Origin of the sequence: Pseudodesulfovibrio nedwellii, assembly GCF_027923765.1 — a bacterium.
Taxonomy (GTDB): Bacteria; Desulfobacterota; Desulfovibrionia; order Desulfovibrionales; family Desulfovibrionaceae; genus Pseudodesulfovibrio; species Pseudodesulfovibrio nedwellii.
Genome location: NZ_AP026709.1, coordinates 788,183 through 802,118, shown reverse-complemented (window position 1 = coordinate 802,118; position 13,936 = coordinate 788,183). Strand labels below are relative to the sequence as shown.

The window sequence follows — 13,936 nt, the reverse complement described above, 5'->3', positions numbered from 1 at the left end:
AGAGCATGTTTAGCAATCGGCTATTTCAATTAATATTATGAAGTCTTTGGTTCGTCGTATTTTATAAGAAAAGGTTTTTGAGCCAGTCAGGGACACGCACTGGTTTTCCTTCCAGGTTAACGCAGGCGTGACTTGTCTTGCCGGTTGAATGGAGTGTGGTCTTTTCCCGATTCCAGATTTCATAAATGAAATCGACTGAAGCTCGGCCCCATTTTTCGATGCCTACATGGATATAAATTTCTTCATCATACCTGATGGGTACGCGGTATCGGCATTGTGCCTCACGGACAGGCAACATTATACCTCGACGTTCTGTCTCAGCGTAACTCATGCCTGATTCTCTGATGAGCTTACTTCGAGATCGTTCAAAAAGATGAAGATATTCAGCGTGATATACTACACCCATGGCATCAGTTTCACCATAGGAAATGAAGTGTGAATACCAACTGTCACACGCGGGAAAATCTGATTTGCGCGCCATTATTTCAATCCGAATGTTTTCAGTGCGAATGAAAGAAGCTCGTGGCCCTTTTCCAGTTTTAGGCCAGTAGAATCCGCTGACTGTTCACTGAATGACTCAATGCCTGACGCATCGCATCCGGGGCCGTTGAGAATGAAGGGCACGGCATCCATAGTATGTGTGCGTTCAACAATGGGTGTGAAGTGATCACAAGTAATGATCCACGCGGTTTCTTGGTCCTTGAGTGCTTCCCGTAGGGGAGCGACTACACGTGCATCGAACCGGCTGATTGCCTCCACTTTGTCTTTGGCGCTGCCTCCGTGACCGCATTCATCAGGACCTTCCAAATGAACGAATACGAAGTCATTATCTTCGAGGAATGTGAGAGCTGCATCAACTTTGCCCTGATAATTTGTCTCCAACAGGCCAGTTGCACCCTCCACATCAATAACATCCATACCGGAAGCATTGCCTAGTCCTTTAATTAGGTCCACAGCAGAAATGACCGCACCTTTCATGCCGGATGTCTCTTTGAAATTCGGTAGGTTGAGCGGGCGGCCTTGACCCCATGGCCAGATGGAATTCGCCATGGACATGTTTATTGATCGGTCCTCGAGAATGTCTTTGGCCTCGAATACGAGATCCCACAGGAATGGGCTACGGGAAAAGACTCGCAAATCCGGCTTGATGGATTTGTCTGTTATGTCGTGGGGAGGGCTGATGAGTAGATCGGCGTCTTCAGTGAGAGCGCCGTCTTTTTGTACCAGCAGGTGGCGGTATTGGATTCCGGGATAGAAAGTATAGGAGTCGTCGCCGAGTTTTTCCTGCAACGTTTCTACTATGGGTCTCGAAATATCAGTGGAGATGTGGCCTGACGAGTAGTCACGCATGTACCCATCGATGGTCAGTTTGGAAACAGTAACCAGATTCAATCGCCAGACCAGATCGTCCGCTCCAAGCTCAAGTCCCTGAGCGGCAGCTTCGATAGGACCGCGGCCAGTGTGATAGGTGGCAGGATCAAAGCCGAGCAAGGACATGTTCGCTACATCGGAGCCGGGGGGCATGCCCTCAGGCACAGTCTGGGCGCGACCGATTATGCCGGTTTTGGCCAGTGCGTCCATGTTGGGTGTATGCGCTGCTTCCATGGTGGTTTTGCCGCCGAGTTTATCCAGCGGCCAACCACCCATTCCGTCAGCTATAAGGTACAGTATTTTCATTATATATCTCTAAAGTATCCTGAATTTGACGCAGGGTTCGACTGTGAAATCCATGGCGTCCATTTCTTCAATCATTGCGGCTACAGCTTTGGCAGGGGTCTCATGACTCACGATCACCAAGGGTACACCTTCAGCTCCGGCTTCACCTTTTTGCACAGCCTGCGCAATGGAAATGCCGTGAGTCGCCATGGATTTGGTGATGGCGGCCATAACACCAGTGCGATCAGCAACGGTGAAACGGAAGTAATACTTGGACTCGGAGTCTTCTGGAGGGAGAATGTTCGCCTTTGTAAGGGGCTGATTTCTAAAGCCGGTATTGTCTGGAGCAGGGCATCCCTCACCAACATTACGGACGACGTTCATGATGTCTGCCAGCACAGCACTGCCTGTGGGCAGATCTCCAGCCCCTTGGCCGTGCAGCATGATTGGCCCCACTGCGTTGCCTTTCAGTCGAACGGCGTTATAGTTGCCGCCAACACGAGCCAACAAATAGGTATATGGTACCAGAGCTGGATGGACACCCGCTTCCAGCTTGCCGTCCACATCCATGACATGGGCCAGCAACTTGATGCGGTAACCGAATTCGCGAGCGAATTGAATGTCCATGGGGGTAACCCCGGTAATTCCCTGAATGGGGATTTCATTCAATGGATAGTCTACGCCATAGGCCATGCGAATAAGTACGCAAAGTTTGTGAGCAGTGTCGAAACCTTCAATGTCGAACGTCGGATCAGCCTCGGCATATCCAAGATCCTGAGCATCAGCCAGAGCTGTTTCAAAATCCAGCCCCTTGGTGGTCATTTCGGACAGGATGTAGTTGGCTGTGCCGTTCATGATACCGAGCATTTGTGTGATTTCATCACCAGCCAGACTTTCTTTCAAAGTCTGGACAATAGGAATCCCACCGGCACAACTGGCTTCGAACATGAGGCCCGTGGAGTGATCCCGGGCTGCATCGAAAAGCTCCAGCCCGTGTTCGGCCAGAAGATGTTTGTTGGCTGTGACGACATGTTTGCCTGCGGCAAAAGCCTTGAGTACCAAGTCTTTCGCTGTGTCGAGACCACCCATGAGTTCAACGATGATGTCAATATCAGGATCGTTGACCAATACATTAAGGTCATCGGTAAAAGTGACGTTCGGACCCGGATCAAAAGCACGTTTCTTGGTTAGATCACGTACGAGTACGGATCTAATTTCAATGCGTTTGCCGATTCTTTTTTCAATGCGTTGAGCATTGCTGTCCAGAATTTTTGCTAGACCAGAGCCGACAGTGCCGAAACCGCCAAGGCCGAGTTTTATAACGTCCATACTTACCCCTTTGCGAAGAATTTGCGCAGGTTGCGGACTGCCTGGTTCGTGCGGTGTCGATTTTCGACAAAGCTGAAGCGGACATGGTCGTCACCGTATTGGCCGAAACCAAGACCGGGAGAGACTGCGACTTCTGCTTCTTGCAAGAGCATTTTGGAAAATTCAACTGATCCCATTTTTTTGAATTCATCCGGGATGGCAGCCCATAAGAACATGGTTGCCTTAGGTGGTGTCACGTCCCAGCCGATGCGATTGAGGCCTTCGCAAAGGGCGTTACGGCGATCTTCATATACGGCCATGATTTCTTTGACCGATGCGTCCATATCGTCCTGTGTGAATTTGGGATCATCTTCGAGGTCGCCGTTGAGGGCACAAGCGGCAGCGATCTGAATGGGCTGATAAATACCGTAGTCGAGGTAACTCTTGATGCGGGTCAGTGCATTGACCATTTCCGGGTTGCCGACGCAGTAACCAACACGCATGCCAGCCATGGAATAACTTTTGGTCATGGAGAAGAATTCGACACCTACGTCACGAGCGCCTTCGGCCTGCATGAAGCTGGGGGCTTCGTAACCGTCGAATACGAAATCCGCATAGGCGAAGTCATGAATGACGTAGAGGGCATGTTCTTTGGCGAAATCAACGATACGTTGGAAAAAGCTCAAGTCCACGCATTGAGTGGTCGGGTTGTGCGGGAAATTGATGATCAACAACTTGGGCTTGGGCCATGTGTGTGAAACCGCAGTTTCCAGATTCTCGAAGAAATCCTGACCAGGACCGATGGGAACACGGCGGACATCTGCACCTGCAATGATGGAGGCATACGGGTGAATCGGGTAGGCTGGGTCTGGTGCCAGGACGACATCACCGGGGGAAAGCATGGCCAGCGCAAGGTGGGCCAAGCCTTCCTTGGCTCCCATGGTGACACAGACTTCGCGGTCGGCGTCCAGAGAAACATTATAGCGACGGTAGTACCAATCACGGATTCCGTGGCGCAAACCCTTGATGCCTTTCGACGCTGAATACTTGGAGTTACCGGCCTTGTGCGCCGCGTCAGTCAGTTTGTCGAGGATGGGCTTGGGGGTGGGCACATCAGGGTTGCCCATGCCGAGGTCAATGATATCCGCGCCCGCGTGGCGCATCTTCATTTTCAATTCGTTGACCTGAGCAAAAACATACGGGGGCAGTCTATCGACTCTAGCGAACTTGGACATGACGTAAAACTCCTAAAATATAATAGTTCAATCCAGATTTCTTACTCTCCACTTACTGCACTGTCAAAATGAAAATGGCTGTAATTGTCTGGCAATCAATGTTCCATGCTCAAATGGTTCGCTTTAGTATCTTGACCTATGTAGGAGTTTTTTTTAGCGTCCATATTCAACTCAAGAATAGATCGGCGAGTGTGCCGCAATACAATAAGGAGATCATCAATGGTCCAGAAATCCGAAACCATCTGGTTTGACGGCAAACAGGTCCCCTGGGACGAGGCAAATGTTCATGTCCTGACTCACACCCTTCATTACGGTGCGGGCGTTTTTGAAGGCATTCGTGCGTATGAGTGCGCGGACGGTTCTTCTGAAGTCTTCCGACTTGATGAACATATGGTTCGTCTGATTAATTCTGCCAAGATATTGGGCATCAAGGTTCCGTATACTGCAGAAGAATTGACCGATGCTGCCATTGATACCCTGAAGCGAAACAAGTTGGCCGGAGCCTATGTCCGTCCTCTGGTTTTTATCGGTGACGGTGCCATGGGTGTGCATCCCGGTGATAATCCGATTCGTACCATCATAGCTACTTGGCCATGGGGCGCGTATCTTGGTGATGATGCATTGGAAAAAGGTATTGCGGTCAAATGTAGTTCTTTCAATCGCCATCACGTTAATGTCATGATGACCAAGTCCAAAGCATGCGGCAACTATGTGAACTCTGTGCTTGCGAAGACCGAAGCCGTGGCTGACGGATACGATGAAGCTATTCTGCTTGATACAACAGGCCATGTGTCTGAAGGTTCCGGCGAGAATATTTTCATGGTAGTAGATGACGTTATCTATACCCCGCATTCTGATGGCGTTCTGGGTGGATTGACTCGTAATTCCATCATCGCCCTGGCAAATGATCTTGGTTACGAGGTTCGCGAAGAGCCGATGACCCGTGATATGTTGTACGTGGCCGACGAAGTTTTCTTCACTGGCACTGCGGCTGAGTTGACTCCCATCAGTTCCATTGACCATCGTCAGATTGGCGAAGGCAAGGCCGGGCCTGTGGCTATGATGCTACAGACTGAATACTTCAAGATAGTCAAAGGTGAGAATCCGGATTACGAACATTGGCTTCATCGTTATTCAATTTAATGAAGAGAAACGCGTGAAAAACGTGTTGTCTTGAAATATCAATCAACCCCTTGTGTTCAATCGTGTACGCAAAGGGTTGATTTTTTATGTCCATATCCATGAAAGAAAACACATTGACGCGGTGTGATTGAAAACTGGGTTGATAGAAAGTCTAGAAAGTCGGACCATCATCTGATATTAATGGTGAAATTCGACGCGGAATATCGGGCTTCACCGTTTTTCTTCTGTTTTATCAGGCGAGTATAAATTTCGCGTTCAAGCATCAGGCATACCAATGAGTACATCGAACCTCACAGCAAAGTATCGTCCCCAGACATTTGAAGACGTTGCCGGACAAAAAGCGATTAAATCCATTCTTTCCCGGGCAGCCGCTCAGGACAAGATTGCGCCTGCCTATCTCTTTTCGGGCACGCGTGGGGTGGGTAAGACGACGATTGCCCGTATTTTTGCCAAGGCATTGAACTGTGTGAATGCTCCCACCGGGGAGCCGTGCAATGAGTGTTCGAATTGCAAACAGATCACTGCTGGTGTGGCTGTGGATGTTATTGAAATCGATGGCGCATCCAATCGTGGTATTGATGATGCTCGTCGGTTGAAAGAAGATATAGGCTATGCACCGATAGAATGCCGTTACAAGGTTTTCATCATCGATGAGGCGCACATGCTCACCAAAGAGGCGTTTAACGCGCTTCTCAAGACGTTGGAAGAGCCGCCGCCGCGAGCCACATTTATTTTGGCGACAACTGAGCATCATAAATTCCCGGCAACAATTATTAGCCGTTGCCAGCATTATACCTTTAAGATGCTGACTCAGTCCGAACTGGTGAATCATCTAGAAAAAATAATGAATCTGGAAGGGTTGCAGTTTGAACCCGGCGCATTACAGATCATCGCCAAGCGTGGAGCTGGAAGTGTACGCGACTCCATGTCTTTGTTGGGGCAGGCTCTCGCTATGGGTGAAGATGTGCTCAAGGAAGAGGATGTGCGCGGCTTTCTTGGTCTGGCCGGTCAGGATGTTTTCTTCGGCCTGATGGAGGCTATGCACTCTCGCAATCTTGTTTCTGTCGGATACGTACTTCGTCAGGTGCTTGATCAGGGACTTGATCTCGGATTCTTCTTGCGTGAGTTGACTAACTGCTGGCGTAACATGTTTTTACTCAGACAGGCGGGAGAAGAGGCTTTGCCGCTTCTCGGTTTGTCCGGCGAAGAAGCTACTAGTTGGATGGACTGGGCTGGAAAATTCGAACCCGCGCATATTCATGCGTGCTGGCAGATGACATTGGACGGTCAACGCAAGGTTATGACCAGTCTGGAACCGGCTTTGGCGTTGGAATTGTTGTTGTTGAATTTGACCAGTCTTCCCGAATTGATTCGTCTTGAATCCGTGTCTGCACAGGCTCCGGCTTCCAATACGCCTCAGCGTCCCACTGGCGGTTCTGGTGGAATGCAAGGTGGTCCCGGCACAGGATATCGGCAGGGACAGGGAGGCGCTTCTGGTAATGGTCAGCGTTTTTCTCAGCCTCAGGCGTCGCAGTCCATGCAACAATCCCGGCTGCAGGCTCCACAACAGGCACAACAAAGGCCTCAAATGCCATCTCGCCAAACGACTCCGCAGGCAGCAACTGCTCGGGTAGCCGAACCACCGGCTTCTCCGGCAGCGCCAAAGGAGCCTGAGCCAGCGGCGGTGATGCCGTCTGATGCTGCGCCCATGGCTGAAACAGTGACTCCATCGGTGTCGGTTTCAGTCACGTCATCAGGTCCCAAAAGTTGGAAAGGATTTCTTTCCTTTGTGGAAGAGCGAAATGGGCAGGCTGGTGTTAAGGTGAGCATGTTGCACCTGACAAAGGGTGAACTTGCGAATAATGAGTTGGTCGTGACGTGTCGTTCTAAGACGTTATGTGGTCAATTGACGGAAAAGAATACGTTTAACGCGCTTGAATCACTCACGAAAGAATATTTTGATCCAGGGGTTGAGGTTCGGGTTGAAACAGGCAATATTATCGTGCCTAAATCGGATAAACAACTCATGGAAGATGCCGAAAATAATCCGGCCGTCAATAAAATTATTGAAACGTTTGGTGCTCAGATTATTTCGGTAAGTGCTCGAAAACAATAAACGAATAATATTGAGGAGAATATAATGAAAGGTATGAATGAAATGATTCGTCAGGCTCAGATCATGCAGCGCAAGATGTCTGAGACTCAGGAAGGCCTGAAAGCGAAGATTGTCGATGCATCCAGCGGTGGAGGCATGGTCAAGGTTAAGGTTTCTGGTGCACAGGAAGTCGTCGAAGTACTTATCGAAGATTCCGTCATGGAAGCTGGTGATGTGGAAATGCTTCAGGATCTCGTTATGACCGCCGTCAATGAGGCTATCAAGAAGTCCAAGGAAATGATGGAAGAAGAAATGAAGGGCATTACCGGCGGTATGAATATCCCCGGCATGTTTTAGGAGCTGATTTGCAGAATCTTCCTGGACCACTCAAGGATGTGGTCGACCAGCTTTCCAGCCTGCCCGGTATCGGGCCTAAGTCGGCCTTACGTATTGCTTTGACATTACTCAAGATGCCAGGGGAAAAGGCGCGGGGAGTAGGGCAGTCTATTGTCGATCTTCGTGAACGACTTTGTCTGTGCGACGACTGTGCCTGTCTGGCGGAATCCAGCCCCTGTTCCATCTGTGCCGATCCATCTCGAGAATCAGTTCAACTGTGTCTCGTGCCAGAATGGGATGCGCTTCTCGCCATGGAAGAGATGGGCATTTATCGTGGGAAATATCTTGTCCTCGGCGGCTTGTTGTCGCCGCTGGACGGGGTTGAACCGGGGCATCTGGAAGTGGACCGACTCCGTCGTCGGTTGTCTACAGGTGAAATATCCGAATTGATTCTGGCCCTTGGTGCCACCTTGGATGCTGAGGCAACCGCTTCCTATGTAAAAAATCTGGTGGAGTCCGAATTTCCTGAAGTGTCTGTGAGCCGTTTGGCGCAAGGCATACCCATTGGCGCGGAAGTCAAATTTATGGACAAGGAGACGCTTAAGCAGTCTCTCGTTCACCGGCAAAAAGTGTAGCCGAAAAGAGTGTCCATGAGCGACGATCAACTTTCCTACTTGTCTGGCGCGGAAGTGCAGACAGTCATCTATCATAACAAAGAAAACGGGTACACGATTGCCCGTGTGAGTGTGAAGAATGAACCCGGCCAGACGACTATCGTCGGTACCTTGGGTGAACTGGCTGCTGGTGCGTCTTTGGACTTACACGGCAAATGGCTTATGCATCCGAAATTTGGTCGTCAGTTTGAGGTCTCTACATTTGAACAGACCCGTCCGGCGACAGAGAACGGAGTTATCCGTTTCCTGCAATCTTCCATCAAGGGTGTGGGGGAAAAAACCGCCACAAGATTGGTGGAAGAGTTCGGCATTGAGGTGCTGGATATTTTAGATGACGACCCGGAAAAACTTCTTAAAGTGCGCGGTATATCAAAGAAAAAACTCGTTGATATTATTGAGTCATGGGGGAAGCAGCGGGAGATCAAGAACCTTCTGGTTTTCTTACAGACACACAATGTTCCCACCACATTTGCAGGGAAAATATTTCATCTTTATGGTGCACAGGCGGAGCGTAAGCTGCGGGAAAATCCGTATGATCTGGCCTATGAAATTCGAGGGATCGGATTCCGAACAGCGGACCAGATGGCCATGAAGCTCGGTTTCGATCATGATTGTGCGCAACGGTTAGAAGCGGCTCTCGCCTATACCATACTCACCAGTTGCGAGCGGAGTGGGCATTTGTTTTTGCCTAAGCCCAAGTTGCTGGAAGACGTGGCCCGGATGCTCGACACCTCTGATATTGAGAAGTTAGAGTTGGCTCTTTATTCGTTGGAAGAGAAAAAGCGGATACGCATTGAGGATTTGTCAGAGCAGAACATTTCTGAAGCCGTGTATCTGATGTACTTCTATCATTATGAAAATGAATCCACACAGCGACTCTATCAGCTCGTTAGTCATCCCACGCCCGTCAGCCGAAAAAAGATCGACAAGACTTTGCCACGAGTTGAGGAAACGCTCGGTTTTACGTTGTCCGATGAACAGCGGGAAGCCGTGTTTGAAGCATGTAGTAATAAGGTTTTCATTATCACTGGCGGTCCCGGTACAGGTAAGACGACTATTACCAAGGCTATCATGCTGACTTTGAAAGAACTGGGTCTCAAGGTTAAACAGGCCGCGCCTACAGGAAGAGCAGCCAAGCGTATGGCCGAGGCAACGGGACATCCATCCAAGACGTTACACCGACTTTTACAATATCAACCGGACGGCGGTTTTCATTATTGTGAAGATCAAAAACTCAAGGCTGACGTACTGGTCGTTGATGAAGCGAGTATGGTGGACGCTCAGTTGTTTGTGGCAATCCTGCGCGCACTGCCGCATACTTGCCGTTTGATTCTTGTCGGTGACGTCAATCAGTTGCCAAGTGTCGGGCCGGGAAATGTTCTTGGTGATTTGATTAATTCGCACAAAATACCGTGTGCTGTTTTGACCCATATTTTTAGGCAGGCGCAGGAAAGTTTCATTGTTGTAAACGCTCATCGTATCAACAATGGGCAATTTCCGCGTCAGCATCCGAGTCAGGCCCCGGAAGCAGATTTTTATTGGATACCACAGGAAAATACACTTAAGGTGCAAAAGCTGATACTCGACAGCGTGTGTGATCGTATTCCCAAACGGTACGGTTTGGACCCGCTTCGGGATATCCAGGTGCTTACTCCCATGCACAAGGGAGACGTTGGTACGCAAGCATTGAATATTGCCTTGCAAAAACGTCTGAACCCTCCCGGAGGAAAGCGGGAACTTGAGCGAAAGTATGTAACGTATCGTGAAGGGGATCGCGTCATCCAGCTTAAAAATAATTATGACAAGGAAGTTTTTAATGGCGACCTTGGATGGATTATTGAGGTGGATGAAGATGCTCATGAATTGCTTATTGAGTTCGACGGCAATTTTGTGCACATCGAGTCCAGTGAATTGGATGAGCTTGGATTGGCGTATGCTGTGAGTGTGCATAAATCGCAGGGAAGTGAATATCCCGCCGTTGTTATGCCTATCGTGACTCAGCACTATATGTTGTTACAACGCAACCTGCTGTATACTGGATTGACACGAGCTCGGGAACTGGCTGTGCTCATTGGCTCGGATCGAGCCTTCCAGATCGGATTGAACAATGCTACGGCAGGGAAGAGGCATACTCATTTGGATTATCGTATTCGATCTATTTTTTCAGAAAATAGATTGTATTAGCCTCTGTTTCGGTGTTTTTCTCAGTTGCAAAACAATTGAAAAAATAGTGGATTATACACTGGTTTTTTCATTCACAATGATTATCATTGTGTCTTGTGTACGTGACGAGCGACGAATGATCATACGCTCGGAGTCAAGACGATAACAAAGCCAAGGAGACGTAAGTTATGCTCAGTGAAAAAATGGAAGATGCGCTCAATGCGCAGATGAATTGGGAAATTTACTCCGCTCATATCTATCTTTCCATGTCTTCCCATTTTTCTCAGGTGGGAATGTCCGGTATTTCCAAATGGATGTACGCGCAGTATCAGGAAGAAATGTTCCACGCCATGAAGTTCTTTGATTACATCAACGAAGCTGGCGGGCATGCAAAACTTGGCACCATCGAAGCACCTGAGTATTCGTGGGAATCTCCGTTGGCTGCTTTTGAGGAAGCTTTGAGCCACGAGCAGGGTGTTACCGCTCGGATTAATGATTTGGCCAATCTGGCTGTTGAAGAAAAAAATCATGCCGTAGGCATCTTCCTACAATGGTTCATCGCCGAGCAGGTGGAAGAAGAAGACACCGTGGGCGACATCGTCGGCAAGATGAAAATGGTCGGCGACGGCGGTGGGCTGTTCATGCTGGATCGAGATCTGGCCACTCGGGTCTTTACACCTCCGGCAAACGCGTAAGACTTAAGAGCAACGTGCCGGAAGGGAACTTATTCCTTCCGGTTTTTTTCGGTCACAGCCACGAGGAAATTATGGCAGACACAAGCATCAATATCGTCATCGGCGGCGCTGCAGGACAGGGATTGGCCACCATAGGTCGTCTTTTGTCCAAGGGCGTCACGCGGTCCGGCTACCATTTGTTGGTCAATCAGAAATACATGTCACGGGTTCGTGGCGGTCATAACACCTTCGCCATCAGACTTGGTCCAGATCCTATTGTCGGTCCTACTGAGGCCATAGACATATTGGTGGCCCTGAATGCCGAGACTTTGGAGTTGCATCAGGCAAGGCTTAATCCTGATGCAATAGTGGTCGCTGGTGATGATATCGACACGGAGAGTTTCAACGCCTTACGTATTCCTTTTAAGGAATTGGCGTCCAAATCTTTATTTTATAATACAGTAGCTCTTGGTGTTCTTGGTGCGGTTGTCTGTCATGATGTGAAGATTTTGGAACAACTTTTGGCCGAGATATTTGCCAAGAAGGGCGATGAAGTGGTGCAGGCCAATATTGAGGTGTTGCAAGCGGCATACGCTTGGGTGGCCTCGCAAAAGTATGATTTTCCTTGTCTTGCGCCCCCTGAAGAAAATGGCAAACAGATTATGGTTAACGGTAATGAGGCCATCGCGCTCGGAGCCGTGGCTGCAGGGTGTAACTTTTTGTCATTTTACCCCATGACACCTGCTACGACGGTTGCCATGTCACTCATCGAGAAAGGCGGGCCGCTTGGTTTGGTGTATGAGCAGGTTGAAGATGAGATCGCGGCCGTGAACATGGCTGTCGGTGCATCCTTTGCCGGTGCAAGGGCCATCGTTACCACATCGGGCGGCGGTTTTGCGCTCATGGTTGAAGGCGTGAGTTTGGCCGGTGTTTCTGAAATGCCATTGGTTTGTGTCGTGGTTCAACGACCCGGACCAGCGACAGGCATGGCGACTCGAACCGAGCAAGGTGATCTCAATCTGGTCCTCTATGCAGGGCACGGTGAATTCCCACGAGCCGTATTTGCTCCGGCAGACCCAGAAGAATGTTTTTATCTGACACACAGGGCCTTTGATCTGGCCGAGAAGTTTCAAACCCCGGTTTTTATTTTATCCGATCAATATTTGGCAGATTCCTATCGTTCTTTGGAGCCGTTTGACATTGATAATTTACCACAAACAGCTCGCCCAATGCTTGATACCGATGTGGATGACTACAAGCGCTATCAGTTGACAGAAGATGGTGTGTCCCCCCGATTGGTGCCGGGTTCAACCAAGGCATTGGTACGGGCAGATTCTCATGAGCACGATGAGAATACGAAAATCACCGAGGATGGCTTCAACCGAATGATGCAAAACACCAAGCGGTTGAACAAGGAATACGGCCTTTGGGATGAAGTGATTGAACCCGATTATTATGGTGATGATAAGCCGGACATTTTGCTTGTTTCATGGGGTTCCACGCTCGGCGCGTGCCTGGACGCCATGGATACAGCCGGTTTTAGCAAGAACATTGGTGTGTTGCATTTTAAACAGGTTTGGCCGCTTTTGGAAGACACGTTTATCGATTATCTGGAGGAATCTGGCATGGTCGTCACCGTGGAGGGCAATGCCACCGGTCAGTTTGCCAAACTTCTTGCTCAGGAAACCGGATTTATGATTCGGGAGTATATTCTTCGTTTTGACGGACGGCCCATGACTCCTGAATATGTGCTTGCCGGTTTGGACAACATCATCAAGACCATGGAGTAGAGATATGGTTACCATCGAAGATTACGGTCAATTCGAAACGACATGGTGTCCCGGATGCGGTAATTTTTCCATCCTTTCGAGTTTGAAAAAAGCATTAGCGGATATGGACATTGCGCCTTACGAGGTGATGATTTCTTCTGGTATTGGACAGGCTGCCAAGATGCCGCATTATCTTAATTGCCACATGTTTAACGGCCTACATGGCCGATCTCTGCCAGTGGCGCAGGGCATGAAGATGGCGAATCCCGATATGAAGGTCATTTGTGTATCCGGCGATGGTTGTACCTACGGTGAAGGGGGTAACCATTTCCTCGCGGCTATCCGGCGCAATCTGGATATAACCATGCTGGTGCATAATAATCAGATTTACGGTTTGACTAAAGGACAAGCCAGTCCGACAACTGGGCGTGGTCATGTAACCAAGGCTCAACCTAACGGCGCGCAGTCAGAAGCCTTCAACCCAGTCAGTACTGCCGTGTCCATGAAGGCAAGCTTTGTAGCGCGAGCATTTTCTGGTGAGCCGGATCATCTGGCTGCCGTCATCACCGAAGCCGTCAATCATACCGGCTTTTCTTTGGTGGATATTTTGCAGCCATGTGTTTCTTTTAATAAGATCAATACGTTTGCTTGGTATAAAGAGCGGACGTATTTCATGGAAGACCATGATCCGGCCAATTGGGGAGTGGCCATGGAAAAGAGCGACGAATTTGGCGAGCGTATCCCGTTGGGAGTGCTGTATCGAAATGATCGGCCGGTATTTTCCGTTCAGGGCAGGCTTGCTGCCCATGAATACGACAAAAACGACTTGAAAGCGGTGGTACAGTCGTATACCTAATCACCGTTCCGCATATTTTCATTTTTA

12 protein-coding genes are annotated in these 13,936 nt (G+C 49.3%); 8 read left to right on the top strand and 4 right to left on the bottom strand.

Annotated features, from left to right (window positions below; translation table 11 throughout):
• Positions 1–61 precede the first annotated feature (61 nt).
• From SYK_RS03905 to SYK_RS03890, 4 genes are read right to left on the bottom strand one after another with little or no spacing between them, the layout of a single operon-like run.
• Positions 62–481 carry an acyl-CoA thioesterase gene (locus tag SYK_RS03905; protein WP_281762299.1) on the bottom strand — a complete coding sequence of 140 codons (420 nt, stop codon included), beginning with the start codon at positions 479–481 and terminating at the stop codon, positions 62–64.
• Positions 481–1,677, bottom strand: a complete 1,197-nt coding sequence (locus SYK_RS03900; RefSeq protein ID WP_281762298.1) for a cofactor-independent phosphoglycerate mutase — start codon at positions 1,675–1,677, stop codon at positions 481–483. The genes SYK_RS03905 and SYK_RS03900 overlap by 1 nt, the downstream gene beginning before the upstream one ends.
• 9 nt (positions 1,678–1,686) lie before the next feature.
• Positions 1,687–2,985, bottom strand: a complete 1,299-nt coding sequence (locus SYK_RS03895) for a homoserine dehydrogenase (RefSeq protein ID WP_281762297.1) — start codon at positions 2,983–2,985, stop codon at positions 1,687–1,689.
• 2 nt (positions 2,986–2,987) lie between these two features.
• Complete coding sequence (locus SYK_RS03890; RefSeq protein ID WP_281762296.1) at positions 2,988–4,199, bottom strand: aminotransferase class I/II-fold pyridoxal phosphate-dependent enzyme; 1,212 nt, start codon at positions 4,197–4,199, stop codon at positions 2,988–2,990.
• Positions 4,200–4,418: 219 nt separating this feature from the next.
• Here SYK_RS03890 and SYK_RS03885 point away from each other — a divergent pair, with 219 nt between their 5' ends.
• The 8 genes from SYK_RS03885 (at position 4,419) to SYK_RS03850 (ending at position 13,909) form a co-directional block, all read left to right on the top strand.
• A complete protein-coding gene (locus SYK_RS03885; protein WP_281762295.1) occupies positions 4,419–5,342 on the top strand; it encodes a branched-chain amino acid transaminase in 924 nt (307 codons plus the stop codon).
• Between the two features lie 274 nt (positions 5,343–5,616).
• A complete protein-coding gene (dnaX, locus tag SYK_RS03880; protein ID WP_281762294.1) occupies positions 5,617–7,458 on the top strand; it encodes a DNA polymerase III subunit gamma/tau in 1,842 nt (613 codons plus the stop codon).
• A 24-nt stretch (positions 7,459–7,482) separates the two neighbouring features.
• On the top strand, positions 7,483–7,794 hold the full coding sequence (locus SYK_RS03875; RefSeq protein ID WP_281762293.1) for a YbaB/EbfC family nucleoid-associated protein: 312 nt from the start codon (positions 7,483–7,485) through the stop codon (positions 7,792–7,794).
• Between the two features lie 8 nt (positions 7,795–7,802).
• Positions 7,803–8,408 carry a recombination mediator RecR gene (recR, locus tag SYK_RS03870; RefSeq protein WP_281762292.1) on the top strand — a complete coding sequence of 202 codons (606 nt, stop codon included), beginning with the start codon at positions 7,803–7,805 and terminating at the stop codon, positions 8,406–8,408.
• Between the two features lie 15 nt (positions 8,409–8,423).
• Positions 8,424–10,631 carry an SF1B family DNA helicase RecD2 gene (gene recD2, locus SYK_RS03865; RefSeq protein WP_281762291.1) on the top strand — a complete coding sequence of 736 codons (2,208 nt, stop codon included), beginning with the start codon at positions 8,424–8,426 and terminating at the stop codon, positions 10,629–10,631.
• A 167-nt stretch (positions 10,632–10,798) separates the two neighbouring features.
• Positions 10,799–11,305, top strand: a complete 507-nt coding sequence (locus SYK_RS03860) for a ferritin (protein ID WP_281762290.1) — start codon at positions 10,799–10,801, stop codon at positions 11,303–11,305.
• 71 nt (positions 11,306–11,376) lie between these two features.
• On the top strand, positions 11,377–13,074 hold the full coding sequence (locus SYK_RS03855; protein WP_281762289.1) for a 2-oxoacid:acceptor oxidoreductase subunit alpha: 1,698 nt from the start codon (positions 11,377–11,379) through the stop codon (positions 13,072–13,074).
• A gap of 4 nt (positions 13,075–13,078) precedes the next feature.
• Complete coding sequence (locus SYK_RS03850) at positions 13,079–13,909, top strand: 2-oxoacid:ferredoxin oxidoreductase subunit beta (protein ID WP_281762288.1); 831 nt, start codon at positions 13,079–13,081, stop codon at positions 13,907–13,909.
• Positions 13,910–13,936 lie beyond the last annotated feature (27 nt).